We start from the raw sequence: 14363 nt of genomic DNA on the forward strand, positions 1-14363 counted from the left end.
TTTCAAATATTTCCTTGTACTATTATAGCATCTAAATCTTTATATTCTCTATATTCTCTATGCCAAGGCTCCGCATAATATAAACTGTTATTTTCATACCTGCCTTCCCAGACAATAAGGATAACTCTTTCTTTACTTAAGTCTTCAAAAAGTCTCATTGGGTCTTGTTTTAATTCGGGCAAAAAAAGAAGCTCATAATTACTTAAGGCTAAAGTGTTCATATTATTGCTTTTAATTAAGTCCTTAATAAAACTATCTACACTTCTACTTCTTTTACTAACAGGTATTTCTAGTAATTTTTCACTTAATAATAAATTAAGGTTTATACAATCTAATCCTATTGCCGCTATAGCTTTTTCAAAGGCTACCTTTTTAGTATTAACAATGATAAGTTTATTTCTTTTTGATTTAGCTGCAGCTACAGCATCTGTCATCCTATAAATTAATTTTTCAGCTTCCATACCTCACCTACTATCTACTTATTTATAGAATTAGTCACTTATTAATCTATATCTTGTTATATATTCTTTATTTATTTTAAAAATCCTTCCTGGAGCTAATATTTTGTTAGTTTATGTAAATATAGGTATAAAAATAACTATATTTTTATCAGATACTAAGTTTACATTATCAAAAGTACTTTTTATTTTCATGCCCAAGCATAGAAGCCTTATACTTCTACATTTAGCTTTAATACCATAAATCATTTAAGCCTGTCGGATTTGACACATTATTTTACATTCTTGACTTTTGTTGTAATGCGATTTATTATTAAGCTGCTGTATCATATTCAAAATATTATTTTAATAACCTAGGAGGTGTTTGATGACCGAATGGATTTGTAAATGTGATGCAAGCAACAATGAAGCAATAGGAATGACTATAGGCCTTCAAATAATGAACGCAAAAACATCAGAAGAGTTTCTTTTTTCTGAATGTATTGGACCTTTTGGGGATTCTAATTTCGCCGAAGGTCAAGCCATTATTAAGTCTTTATTAAAGCTTGCAGAACTTTGTAAAAAGGATGATATTATTACTATCTATGGTGACAACCAAGATGTAATTGGTAAAGTGAATAAAATAATAATTCGAGGCATGAAAAAGGCCAAAAGAAAGCCACCTCAATATGTACTTAATATCATCAATCTTATGTCTAATTTTCAAAATATAGAATTAAAATGGATTCCAAGAAATCTTAATCGCAAAGCTCACTATCTAAGCCAAGAACCATTCTTAGATAAGTACACTGAGTATAGATCAAAGAAAATCAATGTTAAATACATCAACGATAATATTTTTTTAGCTCAAAGTAGTAAAGATAAAACTATATATTATACTGTTGATTTAGATCTTTGCACATGCACCTGCCGCTTCTTTAAATTGCAACATTGGTGGGAAAGAAAAAAGTGTAAGCATATAATTGCTGCTGAAAACTATACAAATAATCTTTAGACTTCAATATATAAAGGAGAAATATTAAGTGCCAAAAAGAAATGAAAATTTTGAAACAATGTTTAATGGACACAAAAGCACTAATGGCAAATCAAGAGCAATAAAACTAAAGGATGAAGAATCTATTATAGAAATTAATAGTGTTCAACTGTAAGCGTCAAATTTTTAGTACCTTTAATAACTTCAAAAATAGCATTAAAATATCCTAAGTAAGGCAATTTATTAAGCTTTACTAGGATTAATTTATTTCCTATCTTTAATTTTCATGTTTTCAGGGATCTTATTAGACCAAGGCATAAGATTATCTAAGCTTTCGCTATCGGATACATCTATCTTTGATAGATTATCAAATAAATAAACCAAATACCTTTCTACAACTAATTTATTAGCCTTGGCAGTTTCAACAATGCTATAAATATTGCCACTTGCAGTTGCACCTTTAGCAGTGTTTGCAAAAAGGAAATTTTTACGACCTATAACGAAAGGTTTAATAGCTTTTTCCGCTGCATTATTATCTACTTCTAAAGAACCATCTAGTAGTACATTTTTTAATCCTGGTAAATGTTTTTTAGCATAATCAAGTGCTTTACCAAGCGGACTTCTTGGAAGAGCATCTTTTATTTCTCTTTCAACATAATCAATAAAGTTATCTATAATTGGAGCTAATTTTTCAGCTCTTATTTTAAATCTAATATCATAATAATCGTCCTTACTTGAAAAGGATTCTCTAAGCTCTTTTTCAAGTTTGTAAATTTGCTTACAATAATTAAACCCTATTATTGCTCTAGAATTTTTTAGGGCTTCTTCATCTAAGTCTACAATTATATTATGGAAGTATCTTCTTATGTGAGCTAAGCAATACACCCTTGTAGCCTTTGTAACGGAGTTATAACCACTATAACCATCCGTTTGGAGAAAGCCTTTGAAATCTCCTAGGAAATTCTTAGGACAAGAGCTGGATCTGGTACTTTGATAATCATATAAAATTACCGGCTTTGAATTAGTATCGCTCATATATAACCACATATATTTTTGAGATTTAGAATCTTTTCCATTATCATTAATTACTCTTAGAGTAGTTTCATCGGCATGAATATAATTTCTGCTTAGTAATTCTTTTTTCATGTGGTTATATATTGGTTTTAAAGCTTCCGCTGCTGACATAGTCCAGTTACATAGAGTTTGTCTTGAAAGAGTAGCACCCATCATATCAAAATAGCTTTCTTGTCTATAAAGAGGCATAGCATGTTGATATTTAAGTATAAGAGTATGAGCAATTAACTCATTAGAAGCCATACTATTATAAAAAATAGTTTGTGGAGCTTCTGCTGAAATTATATTACTTTCACTGGTTTCTTTTTCGCAGGATTTACAAGCGTAGCTGTAAATCACGTGTTCTTCAACTATAAGTTTAGCTGGAATATATTTAATTATCTCTTTTTTTGATTTTACACCTATTTCAACTAATTGCTCTCCGCATTCTTTACAGTTAAGGTCAGCACCTTCTAATTTATGTTCAATAACAGCTCTTTCTAAGTTTGCTAGATTATCTTTCTTTCCTGTATATGTATTTTTCGTAGCTCTTTTATATGTAATTTCCTCTAAAGCAGGTTCTTCCACCTTTGAATCACTATATTTTTCGGCCTCGTTAAAAAAAGATAGTTGATTAGCATCTGCCTTTTCACTAGATACTCCAAATATCTTTCTATTTTTATTTGTTATAACAGCTTTTAAGAAATTTAATTCGTTTTTAAGCTTTCTTATTTCCTCATCTTTTGAGTTTAATTCTTTTTCCATTTTTTCAATTAATAATTTTGTATTTTCATCAAGTTCATTAGTTAAAATTTCGTGATTCATGATTACCTCTTTAGATTTATTTTATATATTTATTATATCACAAAAACCGTTGAAAATAAAGGTTTTTCAACGGTTTTGGAGTGATAAACTTTTAAAAATAATTACTTTGTTTTATAGGTTTAAACTTAGATTTTGTTCTTACTTCGTAGCCCTTTAGAAGCCACCGTAATTCTTCTATATTTACTTTCAATGCTTCTTCTGTGGTAGCAGGCCATTTGAAGCGATTCGCTTCTAAACGGTGATAATATAGCCAAAAACCTTCGTCAAAGTGAAGAATTTTTAATTTGTCCATTTGTCTATTACAAAAAACAAATAACGCTTTTTCAAAAGGATTTAGCTTGAATTGATTTTGAACTATCATAACTAACCCATCAATACTTTTCCTTAAATCCGTGTAGCCGCAGGCAAGATAAACTGTTTCTACTTTATCTATATTTAACATTTTGCAGCTAACTCCTTTACTATTGATGATATTAGAATAGCTTCACTAACAGGTATAGTTATTATAGCATTACCTATTGTAATTTTTACTTCATTCAAAGCAAATGTATTTTCTTTGATAGTCTTTTCTTTACTATCTAAAGAGATAGCATGAAAAACAGGTGTGTTATTCTCAACTTCTGATTTCTCTAATCTTTTTTTATGATAATAAAATTGACTTTTAGTAAGTTTATTTTCTATACAAAAATCTTTAACAGTTATTGTCCCCTTACATGCATCAAATTTATTAATATATTCTTCCCAGGTTGCATTATCTAATTTTCTAGACATAATTATATCCTCCCATTAATAATCTTTTTCTTAATTTTATCAATTGGGAGGATATGCTATCTAGGTACTTAATTTTTTACGCTTACCAATGAATAGTAGCGAACTTAATGAAAAACTTATCGAGCAGTATTTAATTAAAGATATTAAAGCTATAAATGAAAAAAGTGCTAATGATCTAAAAACAATCATTAACACTTATGTAGAATCAGTTTTAGTACATGAAGATAAGGTTGACATTAACCTTATCCTCTTTTTTGTACATATCAATGGTGGAGGCGAGGGGTATCGAACCCCTGTCCGAAAGCAGATTTGTCCGACCTTCTACGAGCGTAGTTTGTGACTAAAATTTCGGTCCTTAGTTCGCTCACAAACAAACTCCTAATTCCCTAGCTTCATAAATACCCCTTTAGCTCAAAGCTTTGCTAAACTTCGTTTCCCACTCTATGACACCAGTGATCCAAGGCGTGGGCACCCTGGGCTGATGAGCAGCGTTAAATTAAGCTGCTAATGCAAAATTGTCTTCTGCGTTTATATTTAATGCATACTTTATTAACGAGGTGACATGCTTGCCTCGGCTCGCTTATCAAACTCCTCTTACCCCCGTCGAAGCCAAAACGCCCCCATGTTAGGTAAAATAGTTTAACGCGAAGTATTCAATTTTAACTATGTGTAAATTATATATTATATAAATTTTAATGTCAACTTGGATTAATTCCTGTATTACCAACTATTCCTTAAGACATTTTTTATATAATCTTTCTTGGTACTCATCTATAATATAATATATTAAGAACTTTTTAAAGTTAATCTTATTAGTATTTTTAGAAAAAATTTCAGATTAAAATTCTAAAATATAGTTCATATTTAAGGGGAAGTTCCTATGCTACTATCAAGCTTTATAGCACCAATTTTATTATTTCTTTTAGCTTTTATTCATCTTACTTTTCCTCTAGGAATTTATATATTTCCGTATAAAACAAATTCCCTATCTATTATTATAACTATTTTAACTTTAGTGGTTACAATATCAGCAATAGTTTATATGAATACTGGAAACAGATTTAAAAGATAAAAAGTAAAAAGTATCATACAAAATGTAAGATTTATGAAGTATCTATATAACTTAGCTTACTGAATTAGGTCAATTATACTCTGCCTTAACATCAAATTCTAAAAACTATTCTCTCCATCAAACTACTAACTCCTAACTGAAGCCCACTCCAAACTCCACACTCCTAACTCCTAACTCCACATTCCTAACTACTAACTCCACACTCCTAACTCCACACTCCTAACTACTAACTCCACACTCCACACTCCAAACTACTAACTACTAACTTCTTATACTGTAGGTATGTTCAAGTGGTCCGCTTCCCTTTCCAAGATCAAGACCTGCCTTTAAAGCTCCTGTTAAATAGGTCTTTGCTTTTTCTATACTCTCTGCTAAACTCTTACCATCAGCAAGGTTACAAGCTATAGCAGAAGATAAAGTACAACCTGTCCCATGAGTATTTAAAGTATTTATCTTTTCAGTCTTAAACCAATGAATATTTCCATTTTCATAAAGTAAATCTGTTGCATCCTTAGCTAAATGGCCGCCCTTAACTAATACTGCTCCTTTAAAATTTTTTGAAATTGCCTTGGCAGCTTCTATCATGTCCTTTTCATTATTAATTTTAAAACCACATAAAACTTCTGCTTCTGGAATATTAGGAGTAATAACTCTAGCTAAAGGAATAATTTCCTTCACAAGAATGTTTATTGCTTCATCACTAATCAATTTGCTTCCACTTGTAGCAACCATTACTGGATCTACAACAATATTTTTAGCCTTATATTCAGTTAATTTTTCCGCTATTACTTTAATTATTTCACTATTAGATACCATTCCAATTTTAACCGCGTCTGGATAAATATCATTAAATATACACTCTATTTGATTTGCCACAAAATCAGGAGATGCTTCTAAAATCCCATATACCCCTGTTGTATTTTGGGCTGTTAAGGCAGTTATAACACTCATGCCATACATTTTATGTACAGTAATAGTTTTAAGATCTGCCTGAATTCCAGCTCCACCACTAGAATCTGAACCTGCAATAGTTAATACTTTTTTTATCATTAAGCTTCTTCCCTCCTTAAAAAGCCCCTAAATATTATTTTGATGAGACCATTTCTTTTGAAAGTTTAAAAAGATTTTCTGTTGCTTCCTTAATATTTTTTTGAGCAAATATAGCTGAAACAACTGAAATTCCATCAATTCCACTGCCTCTAAGTTCCATAATATTATCAGCTCCTATACCGCCAATAGCCACTACTGGAATGCTTACAGCTTCACAAATTTTTTTTAGTTCTTCATAACTGACATAATCAGCATCTTCCTTTGTAGAGGTAGGAAATACTGCCCCAACGCCTAGGTAATCTGCTCCCTGCTTTTCAGCCAATATAGCTTGTTCTAAATTTACAGCTGATAGTCCAATTATCTTATTATCTCCTAGTATTTTACGTGCTTCAATTGGACTCATATCATCCTGCCCTAGATGAACACCATCGGCATCACAAGCTAAAGCCACATCTACATTATCATTAATTACAAAAGGAACCATATATTCTTTACAAACTTCTTTTATTTCATTTGCCTCTGCTAAAAATTCATCAAAGGGTAAATTTTTCTCCCTTAATTGTATAAAGCTTGCTCCACCTTCCAAGGCCTCTCTTACCACCATAGAAAGACTTTTAGCTCCAAGCCAGGCTCTATCAGTTACAGCATAGAGAAGCATTGACTTTCTATCGAACTTCAACTTTTGCAGCTTCATCTAATTTTTCACCCCTTAATTTATAAATCTCATCTATAAGATAATTTCTATAAGTTGAATTTCCTGCATTATTTTCTTCAAACTTTTTATATGCAAGTTCTCCACATAGTCCCATAGCCGCAACAGCAGCTGCTGTTGCTTCTAAATGTTTCTCTTGATTGGCTGTTATATATGCAGTTATCAATGCAGTTAACATACAGCCGCTTCCTGTAATCATAGACATCATTGGATGACCATTTCTAATTATATAAGCCTTTTCAGCATCACAAACTATATCTATAGCTCCTGTAATTGCAATTATAGCCTTTGTTTCTCTTGCAAAATTCTTAGCAAATTTCATCACATCAGCAATGTTTTCTTCAGTAACTGCATCTGCAATATCTGCATCTACTCCCTTAGTCCTTCCACTCCCTAAGGCTAAAGTTTTTATTTCAGAAATATTTCCACGAATAACTGTAAACTTTACCTTCTCTATTAATTCCTTAGCTGTATTTGTACGAAGAGTTGAAGCTCCTGCCCCAACTGGATCTAAAACAACCGGATGATTTAACTCATTTGCTTTCTTCCCAGCCAAAAACATTGATGTAATAGTATTTTTATTTAAAGTTCCAATGTTAATATCTAAGCCGCCGCAAATTGAAGTTATTTCCTCTACTTCTGAACTATCATCAGCCATAATTGGAGATCCTCCACAAGCAAGTAAAATATTTGCACAGTCATTTACTGTTACATAATTTGTTATACAGTGGACAAGGGGTCTTTTTTCTCTAAGATTTTTAAGCATTTCACTAAACATATACATACCTCCTAATATTTCTGAAAATTTAAAAAAGCGGGAAAAACCCTTAGGTATTTCCCGCATAATAAGCACTATAAACTAACACTTCCTACGTTGGCATTACCCAAATCAGGTTAAAGGGTCGAAGTTTGATTACTTCCTCTCAGCCTGCTACACAAGCTCCCCTGTGAGATATTCAATTTTAATTTTAATATATCATAATAGAAAATTCTTGTAAACACTCTTCATAATCTAAACTTCATAAACTTCCAACAAATGTAATGGGGTCAGACCCCAAACATTTTTTCTAATATTTTATTTTTTAATGTGCATACTAGAAATAGTAACTTTTATAGGAGGTTAACTATGAAAAAGGATAATGATTATAATAAAATAATTTATTCAGGAATTTATAATTTAATCTCAATCTTTTTGGTAACATTATTTTTTATATCTATAGCAAATACTTCTAATAATAAATATATTAACAATATTGCTTCTGAAAATACCTTAAATGTTGGAAGTTTTATAACAGATACAACAGCTGAAGTTTCTGATGAAAATTTAATTCTTTCTTACTTAAGAAATCTATACACAATACGTAATAAATCCTTTATTACTGGAAATGTGGAAGAACTTTATAAATTTTATGATATTTCCAATAATTTTGGAGCTTACTCCTTGGAATATGAATTTAAAAGAATTGCCTTTCTAAGAGATTGGGCTAATGGAAAGGATGTTAAAATTTTTAATATTTCCTCAACTCCAAAAATAACATCATTAAAGAAAGGTAATAATATTTATCAGCTTGTATTAACTGAAACTTTCTCCTTTGATTATGCATTTAATGAAAAACCTGAGGATATAAAAAATTTTACTGCTGATTTAGTACATAATCTAGAACTAGAAAAGCTCAACAATACTTTTATAATAACAAAAGACTATTATGAATGTGCTTTTAATTCTGGATTAGATAAATATAAGTTCGACTTAACCGAAAAAAGCATACCCTTAACAGATGTGAAAAGTACAAATTTGTAAATTAAGCAAAGCTTTATTTACACTTTATTTACCCTTCAAAAATCATATTTCATAATGCAAAATTAATATAATAATTCAGTCTAGCTGAATTATTAAAAATATAAATGTAAGCAGCGTGGCAATTTACCAAGCTGCTTATATTTTTTATTATAGATTTTCAGTTTGTGAAAATCATCCTTAATTTTACATTTTAAATTATGAAATAGATTTGCTACAGCAAATCATTTAGTGTGTATTTTGAGAACTCCTCTAAAAATTTATTCAGGGATGCTCTCATAATTCCCTTTAGCTTACATCCTCCATCCATAAAAGGACATACTTCGTTTTTGCTAAAGCACTCTGCAATATTTAAGTTGTCTTCAGTAAGTTTTAGAACCTCTCCTAAATTAATTTCTTCAGGTTCTAATCCTAGTTTTAATCCCCCGGATCTGCCCTTCATAGAAATTACATAATCAGTTTTTGCTAATTTATGAATTATTTTCTTTAAATGATGTTCTGAAATATCTAATTCCTTTGATAATTCTTCGACTGTACATATTTTTTCTCTATGATTTGCTAGATACAATAATGACCTAAAGGAGTAATCAGTAAATTTTGATAAATACATATTTATTCCCTTCTTTCGCCCGAACCATTTTACTACGTTTATTGCTTAATTTTCTACTATTTTCGTTATTTTCTACTATTTTCTAATATTATTCTACTACTTGCTTAAGTAATTATCAATTGCCTGAGCAGCTTTTTTACCAGCACCCATAGCCAAAATTACTGTTGCAGCTCCTGTTACAGCATCACCCCCTGCATAGACACCTTCTTTAGTTGTACGACCATCCTCATCTGCTATAATACATTTCCATTTATTTGTCTCAAGACCCTTTGTAGTTGAAGATATTAATGGATTTGGAGATGTTCCAAGAGACATTATTACTGTATCAACATCCATAACATATTCTGAACCTTCTATAGGAACTGGTCTTCTTCTGCCTGATTCATCTGGTTCTGTTAGTTCCATTTTAACAACCTTCATTCCCTTTACCCATCCATTTTCATCTACTAAAATTTCTATTGGATTTGTTAAAATATCAAAAATTACTCCCTCTTCTTTAGCATGATGAACTTCTTCAACTCTTGCTGGAAGCTCTGCTTCACTTCTTCTATAAACTATATGGGTTTCTGCTCCAAGTCTTAAAGCAGTTCTTGCTGCATCCATGGCAACATTTCCTCCACCAATTACAGCTACTTTCTTTCCTATTTTTACAGGAGTATAATATCCTTCCTTATAGGATTTCATAAGATTTACTCTTGTTAAAATTTCATTAGCAGAGAAAACTCCATTTGCAGTTTCTCCCTTAATACCCATAAACTTTGGAAGACCTGCCCCTGAACCTATGAAAACTGCATCAAAGCCTTCATCTTCCATAAGTTCATCTATTGTTACAGTTTTTCCTATAACAACATTAGTTTCAATCTTTACACCTAATTTCTTTATATTATCTATTTCATATTTTACTACTTCCTCTTTTGGCAATCTGAATTCTGGAATACCATATACCAATACCCCGCCTGGTTCATGTAATGCTTCAAAAATTGTTACATCATAACCCTTTTTAGCTAATTCTCCAGCACAAGTTAATCCAGCAGGACCGCTGCCAATAACAGCAACCTTTTTATTTTTCGCTTCTTCTTTAAAAGATAATTCAACATCATGTGCTCTAGACCAATCAGCAGTAAATCTCTCTAATTTTCCTATAGAAACTGGCTCACCTTTTATTCCTAATACACATTTTCCTTCACATTGAGTTTCTTGTGGACATACTCTACCACATACAGCAGGAAGGGAACTATACTTAGCAATTTCCTTTGCAGCTTCTTCAAATCTTCTTTCTTTTAAATAGTTAATAAATGCTGGTATATTAATTGAAACAGGACATCCATCTACACATTTTGGCTTTTTGCAGTTTAAGCATCTTAAAGCCTCTGATACAGCTTCTTCTTCAGTGTATCCTAGGCAAACTTCTTCAAAATTCTTTATTCTAACTTCTGGCGCTAGTTCAGCAACAGGTATTCTTTTCATTCTATCTATTTTTTCCATAACTACTCCTCCTTGCATCCACATCCACCGTGATTATGGGTATTCCCTTCTTCTAACTTTAACAATTCTCTGCCTTCTTCAGTTTTATATAAGGCTTGTCTTCTCATCGATTCATCAAAATCTATTAAATGACCATCAAACTCTGGTCCATCAACGCAGGCGAATTTTACTTCTCCACCAACAGTAACTCTACATGCACCGCACATTCCAGTACCATCTACCATTATTGGGTTTAAGCTTACTGTTGTCTTTATGTTTAATTCCTTAGTTAGAAGGGAAGCATATTTCATCATTATCATTGGACCAATGATTATTGCATGGTCATAATTCTTTCCTTCTTCTGTTACTAGATGCTTTAAAAGTTGTGTTACGTTTCCATTAAAGCCGTAGCTTCCATCATCAGTTGATATATATAAATTTTTTGCTACTTTTCTCATTTCATCTTCTAATATTAATAAATCCTTATTTCTACTTCCAATAATAACATCTACATCTATGTTATGTTCTTTCATCCATTTTACTTGTGGATATACAGGCGCAGCTCCAACTCCACCAGCTATAAAGATTATATTCTTCTTTTTAAGGCCTTCTAAATCTTCTGAGATAAATTCGCTTGGAACTCCTAATGGTCCAACAAAATCTAATACATAATCCCCCTCATTATATGTTGCTAATTCCCTTGTTGCTCTGCCTACTGCTTGGAAAACTATTGTTACTGTTCCCTTTTCTCTATCATAATCTGCAATTGTTAAAGGTACTCTTTCTCCCTTTTCATCATTTTTGATTATAATAAATTGTCCCGGATTACATGACTTAGCTACTCTTTTTGCCTCTATATCCATAAGATATATGTTGTCTGTAAGTTCCCTCTTCCTAACTATTTTGTACATAATGTTCCCCCTTACATTTTTTATACCACAATTCTATCATTTATTACCTATTTATACAATAATTTGTAAAATTGTAATCTGATTATTATACTTTATCCAAAAAAGATTACCTTTTATATTTATTAAGGTAATCTATTTTGGAACTTGTAACTACACTAAACTAAAAATCAACCTTGTGTCCATAATAAACACATTCAAATAATTTCTTCATTGTTTCAGGGTCAATTGATCTTGGATTTGAACCTGTACAAGCATCACCAACAGCATTCTTTGAAATATAATCTAAATTCTTCTTAAAGTATTCTTCTTCTACTCCATATTCTTTTAATGTATGTGGTATATTAAGTTTTGTATTTAAGTCATTAATCATGTTTACTAATGCATCTGTTAATTCTTCATCTGTTTTTCCTTCTAAATGTAGAGCTCTTGCAATGTCAGCGTATCTATCTAAAGCTTCTTTTTTGTTATATTGAATTACATAAGGAAGATATATTGCATTTGCACATCCATGAGGAATATCAAATACAGCTCCAGTCTTATGAGCCATTGAATGAACTATTCCCAATAAGGCATTTGAGAATGCCATTCCAGCTAAACATTGAGCTTCATGCATTTCATTTCTTGCATCTCTATCTCCTTCATAAGAATTAACTAAATGTTCCGCTATCATTTGAATTGCCTTTATTGCTAATGGGTCTGAGAAATTTGATCTAAGTGATGCAGTATATGCTTCTATTGCATGAGTTAAAGCATCCATTCCAGTGTGAGCTGTTAGTGTCTTTGGCATAGTTTGTGCAAGTTCAGGATCTATAATTGCTATATCAGGAGTTATATTAAAATCCGCTATAGGATATTTAATTTTTGCTTTATAATCAGTAATAACTGAAAAGGCAGTAACTTCTGTAGCAGTACCGCTTGTGGATGGTATTGCTATAAATCTAGCTTTTTTTCTTAGCTCTGGAAGGCCAAAAGGAATAACTGCTTCTTCAAATGTAAAATCTTCATATTCATAGAATATCCACATTGCCTTTGCTGCATCTATAGGTGATCCTCCACCAATTGAAACTATCCAATCTGGGTTAAATTTTCTCATTGCTTCTGCACCCTTCATAACAGTTTCCACTGATGGATCTGGTTCAACACCTTCAAAAATTTCAACTTCCATTCCAGCTTCTTTTAAATAAGCTTCAACCTTATCTAAGAAACCAAATCTTTTCATTGAACCGCCGCCAACTACAACCATTGCTCTTTTCCCTTTTATTGATTTTAGTATTTCTAGAGCTCCTTCTCCATGATAAATGTCTCTTGGTAATGTAAATCTTGCCATAAAAACCCCTCCAATTAATATATTAATTTTAAGTCAATATATGATAAAGCAAAATCCATGCCAAAATGGTTATTTTTTTAACAATTACTGTTTTAATAGATTTACATTTTTTTATTATTATAAAGATTTATTTGTGTACTAAAATCTAACAAATGTTCATTTAAATTTCCGTATTAAATTAGGACACTGTATTGTTTTAGTACATCCCTATTACATGTTATTTAATTTCTATACTTATACAGAATTTTCTATATCGATATTATATTTCTTTATTTTTAAATATAAAGTATTTCTACTTATACCTAAAGATTTTGCAGCTCTTGTAAGATTATAATTGTAATAATCCAATGCCTTTTTTATTGTGCTTTCTTCTACCTTTTTTAAATTAAATTCATTCATTCTCTTATATAATAAGTACTTTCTGCATTTATCCTTTTTACAGTACTCCATTCTTTCCTCTTCATTAAGAAGCTCGATTGACATTTTCCCATCTAAATTTACTATGTTTTCTATAATATTTTCAAGCTCCCTTACATTACCTGGCCAACTATAGCTTAATAATTTCTCTAATAATTCTTTATCTAATTTTCTAAAGGGTTTATTAAGTTTCTTTGACTTATCAACTAAAAAATAGTCTATAAGCTCTAATATATCTTCTTTTCTATCTCTAAGTGGTGGAATAACTACTGGAATAACACATAGTCTATAATACAAATCATCCCTAAATTTACCTCTCTTAACTTCTTCTTTTAAGTTTTTATTTGTTGCTGCAATTACTCTCATATTTACAGGAATTTCTTTGTTTCCACCAATTCTTATAACTTTCTCTTCTTGAAGCACCCTAAGGAGCTTAACCTGCATATCAAAAGGCATGTCCCCTATTTCATCTAAAAATAAAGTTCCATTATTAGCAAGCTCTATTTTTCCAATAGATCCACCCTTCCTGCTTCCTGTAAAAGCTCCTTCCTCATATCCAAATAATTCACTTTCAATTAAATTTTTAGGAATTGCACCACAGTTAATTGCAACAAAATTATTATTTTTTCTATTACTGTAATTGTGAATTGCTTTGGCTAGTACTTCCTTACCTGTACCACTTTCCCCTTCAATTAATATGGTTGAAGGACTATTAGCAACTTTTTTACAATTATTTATAATACTTTTCATTTCTTCACTTTTGCAAATAATATTTTCAAAATTATAACCTTCCATAGCTATCACACTTACCCTTAGAATTTATTTCTATAATATAATTCTACATCAAGATTGATAATTTTTCTACAATTAAAAAGCATATATTATAACCTTTTTAAAATATTTACAAAAAAAAGACAGTGAA

16 protein-coding genes, 1 other RNA gene, 1 pseudogene and 1 riboswitch are annotated in these 14363 nt (G+C 30.9%); of the genes and pseudogenes, 4 read left to right on the forward strand and 14 right to left on the reverse strand.

Annotation, left to right across the window (positions count from 1 at the left end; all coding sequences use genetic code 11):
* Window positions 1-2: 2 nt before the first annotated feature.
* Window positions 3-461, reverse strand: a complete 459-nt coding sequence (brxF, locus tag BEN51_RS07790) for a BREX-3 system P-loop-containing protein BrxF (protein ID WP_119865508.1) — start codon at window positions 459-461, stop codon at window positions 3-5.
* 111 nt (window positions 462-572) lie between these two features.
* Window positions 573-707, reverse strand: coding sequence for a hypothetical protein (locus tag BEN51_RS14085; RefSeq protein WP_257789679.1), 135 nt, complete (start codon window positions 705-707; stop codon window positions 573-575).
* A 118-nt stretch (window positions 708-825) separates the two neighbouring features.
* Here BEN51_RS14085 and BEN51_RS07795 point away from each other — a divergent pair, with 118 nt between their 5' ends.
* Together BEN51_RS07795 and BEN51_RS14090 are read left to right on the forward strand one after the other, a co-directional pair.
* Entirely contained in the window at window positions 826-1452 is a 627-nt protein-coding gene (locus tag BEN51_RS07795; protein ID WP_119865509.1) for a reverse transcriptase-like protein, read from the forward strand.
* Window positions 1453-1480: 28 nt separating this feature from the next.
* The gene (locus BEN51_RS14090; protein WP_257789680.1) at window positions 1481-1606 is read left to right on the forward strand and encodes a hypothetical protein; all 126 of its coding nucleotides are present in this window, start codon (window positions 1481-1483) and stop codon (window positions 1604-1606) included.
* An 89-nt stretch (window positions 1607-1695) separates the two neighbouring features.
* Here BEN51_RS14090 and tnpC read toward each other — a convergent pair whose 3' ends face one another.
* The 4 genes from tnpC to ssrA all read right to left on the reverse strand — a co-directional run bounded on the left by tnpC (window position 1696) and on the right by ssrA (window position 4702).
* The gene (gene tnpC, locus BEN51_RS07800) at window positions 1696-3309 is read right to left on the reverse strand and encodes an IS66 family transposase (RefSeq protein ID WP_119865500.1); all 1614 of its coding nucleotides are present in this window, start codon (window positions 3307-3309) and stop codon (window positions 1696-1698) included.
* Between the two features lie 91 nt (window positions 3310-3400).
* Window positions 3401-3751, reverse strand: a complete 351-nt coding sequence (gene tnpB / locus BEN51_RS07805; protein WP_119865499.1) for an IS66 family insertion sequence element accessory protein TnpB — start codon at window positions 3749-3751, stop codon at window positions 3401-3403.
* A complete protein-coding gene (tnpA, locus tag BEN51_RS07810; RefSeq protein ID WP_106024438.1) occupies window positions 3745-4080 on the reverse strand; it encodes an IS66 family insertion sequence element accessory protein TnpA in 336 nt (111 codons plus the stop codon). The genes tnpB and tnpA overlap by 7 nt, the downstream gene beginning before the upstream one ends.
* 267 nt (window positions 4081-4347) lie before the next feature.
* Window positions 4348-4702, reverse strand: a transfer-messenger RNA (tmRNA) gene (gene ssrA, locus BEN51_RS07815).
* Window positions 4703-4960: 258 nt separating this feature from the next.
* On the opposite strand from ssrA, the gene BEN51_RS07820 reads away from it, so the two are divergent.
* A complete protein-coding gene (locus BEN51_RS07820) occupies window positions 4961-5152 on the forward strand; it encodes a hypothetical protein (RefSeq protein WP_119865510.1) in 192 nt (63 codons plus the stop codon).
* 261 nt (window positions 5153-5413) lie between these two features.
* Here the strand turns inward: BEN51_RS07820 and thiD are convergent, their stop codons facing one another.
* From thiD to thiM, 3 genes are read right to left on the reverse strand one after another with little or no spacing between them, the layout of a single operon-like run.
* Entirely contained in the window at window positions 5414-6202 is a 789-nt protein-coding gene (gene thiD, locus BEN51_RS07825) for a bifunctional hydroxymethylpyrimidine kinase/phosphomethylpyrimidine kinase (protein WP_119865511.1), read from the reverse strand.
* A gap of 34 nt (window positions 6203-6236) precedes the next feature.
* The gene (thiE, locus tag BEN51_RS07830; RefSeq protein WP_236906193.1) at window positions 6237-6896 is read right to left on the reverse strand and encodes a thiamine phosphate synthase; all 660 of its coding nucleotides are present in this window, start codon (window positions 6894-6896) and stop codon (window positions 6237-6239) included.
* Window positions 6868-7692 (reverse strand): hydroxyethylthiazole kinase, encoded by an 825-nt coding sequence (thiM, locus tag BEN51_RS07835; protein WP_119865512.1) that lies wholly within the window; start codon window positions 7690-7692, stop codon window positions 6868-6870. Before thiM ends, thiE begins: the two co-directional genes overlap by 29 nt.
* Window positions 7693-7763: 71 nt before the next feature.
* A riboswitch (TPP riboswitch) is annotated at window positions 7764-7871 on the reverse strand.
* Between the two features lie 169 nt (window positions 7872-8040).
* On the opposite strand from thiM, the gene BEN51_RS07840 reads away from it, so the two are divergent.
* Window positions 8041-8715 carry a hypothetical protein gene (locus BEN51_RS07840; protein WP_119865513.1) on the forward strand — a complete coding sequence of 225 codons (675 nt, stop codon included), beginning with the start codon at window positions 8041-8043 and terminating at the stop codon, window positions 8713-8715.
* A gap of 211 nt (window positions 8716-8926) precedes the next feature.
* Here the strand turns inward: BEN51_RS07840 and BEN51_RS07845 are convergent, their stop codons facing one another.
* From BEN51_RS07845 to BEN51_RS07865, 5 genes and pseudogenes are all read right to left on the reverse strand, one after another.
* Entirely contained in the window at window positions 8927-9322 is a 396-nt protein-coding gene (locus BEN51_RS07845; RefSeq protein WP_119865514.1) for an RrF2 family transcriptional regulator, read from the reverse strand.
* A 96-nt stretch (window positions 9323-9418) separates the two neighbouring features.
* Window positions 9419-10807 (reverse strand): NADPH-dependent glutamate synthase, encoded by a 1389-nt coding sequence (gltA, locus tag BEN51_RS07850; RefSeq protein WP_164704099.1) that lies wholly within the window; start codon window positions 10805-10807, stop codon window positions 9419-9421.
* Between the two features lie 2 nt (window positions 10808-10809).
* Window positions 10810-11697 carry a sulfide/dihydroorotate dehydrogenase-like FAD/NAD-binding protein gene (locus tag BEN51_RS07855; RefSeq protein WP_119865515.1) on the reverse strand — a complete coding sequence of 296 codons (888 nt, stop codon included), beginning with the start codon at window positions 11695-11697 and terminating at the stop codon, window positions 10810-10812.
* A 160-nt stretch (window positions 11698-11857) separates the two neighbouring features.
* Window positions 11858-13024, reverse strand: a complete 1167-nt coding sequence (locus BEN51_RS07860; RefSeq protein ID WP_119865516.1) for an iron-containing alcohol dehydrogenase — start codon at window positions 13022-13024, stop codon at window positions 11858-11860.
* 234 nt (window positions 13025-13258) lie between these two features.
* Window positions 13259-14227, reverse strand: a pseudogene (locus tag BEN51_RS07865) (sigma-54 interaction domain-containing protein); the annotation flags it as partial.
* Window positions 14228-14363: the final 136 nt, after the last annotated feature.

This window comes from Clostridium isatidis (genome assembly GCF_002285495.1).
Taxonomy (GTDB): domain Bacteria; phylum Bacillota; class Clostridia; order Clostridiales; family Clostridiaceae; genus Clostridium; species Clostridium isatidis.

Coding starts and splice junctions, on each gene's coding strand:
- brxF (WP_119865508.1), bottom strand. CDS start 461: ATGGAAGCTGAAAAATTAATTTATAGGATGACAGATGCTGTAGCTGCA.
- BEN51_RS14085 (WP_257789679.1), bottom strand. CDS start 707: ATGATTTATGGTATTAAAGCTAAATGTAGAAGTATAAGGCTTCTATGC.
- BEN51_RS07795 (WP_119865509.1), top strand. CDS start 826: ATGACCGAATGGATTTGTAAATGTGATGCAAGCAACAATGAAGCAATA.
- tnpC (WP_119865500.1), bottom strand. CDS start 3,309: ATGAATCACGAAATTTTAACTAATGAACTTGATGAAAATACAAAATTA.
- tnpB (WP_119865499.1), bottom strand. CDS start 3,751: ATGTTAAATATAGATAAAGTAGAAACAGTTTATCTTGCCTGCGGCTAC.
- tnpA (WP_106024438.1), bottom strand. CDS start 4,080: ATGTCTAGAAAATTAGATAATGCAACCTGGGAAGAATATATTAATAAA.
- BEN51_RS07820 (WP_119865510.1), top strand. CDS start 4,961: ATGCTACTATCAAGCTTTATAGCACCAATTTTATTATTTCTTTTAGCT.
- thiD (WP_119865511.1), bottom strand. CDS start 6,202: ATGATAAAAAAAGTATTAACTATTGCAGGTTCAGATTCTAGTGGTGGA.
- thiE (WP_236906193.1), bottom strand. CDS start 6,896: ATGAAGCTGCAAAAGTTGAAGTTCGATAGAAAGTCAATGCTTCTCTAT.
- thiM (WP_119865512.1), bottom strand. CDS start 7,692: ATGTTTAGTGAAATGCTTAAAAATCTTAGAGAAAAAAGACCCCTTGTC.
- BEN51_RS07840 (WP_119865513.1), top strand. CDS start 8,041: ATGAAAAAGGATAATGATTATAATAAAATAATTTATTCAGGAATTTAT.
- BEN51_RS07845 (WP_119865514.1), bottom strand. CDS start 9,322: ATGTATTTATCAAAATTTACTGATTACTCCTTTAGGTCATTATTGTAT.
- gltA (WP_164704099.1), bottom strand. CDS start 10,807: ATGGAAAAAATAGATAGAATGAAAAGAATACCTGTTGCTGAACTAGCG.
- BEN51_RS07855 (WP_119865515.1), bottom strand. CDS start 11,697: ATGTACAAAATAGTTAGGAAGAGGGAACTTACAGACAACATATATCTT.
- BEN51_RS07860 (WP_119865516.1), bottom strand. CDS start 13,024: ATGGCAAGATTTACATTACCAAGAGACATTTATCATGGAGAAGGAGCT.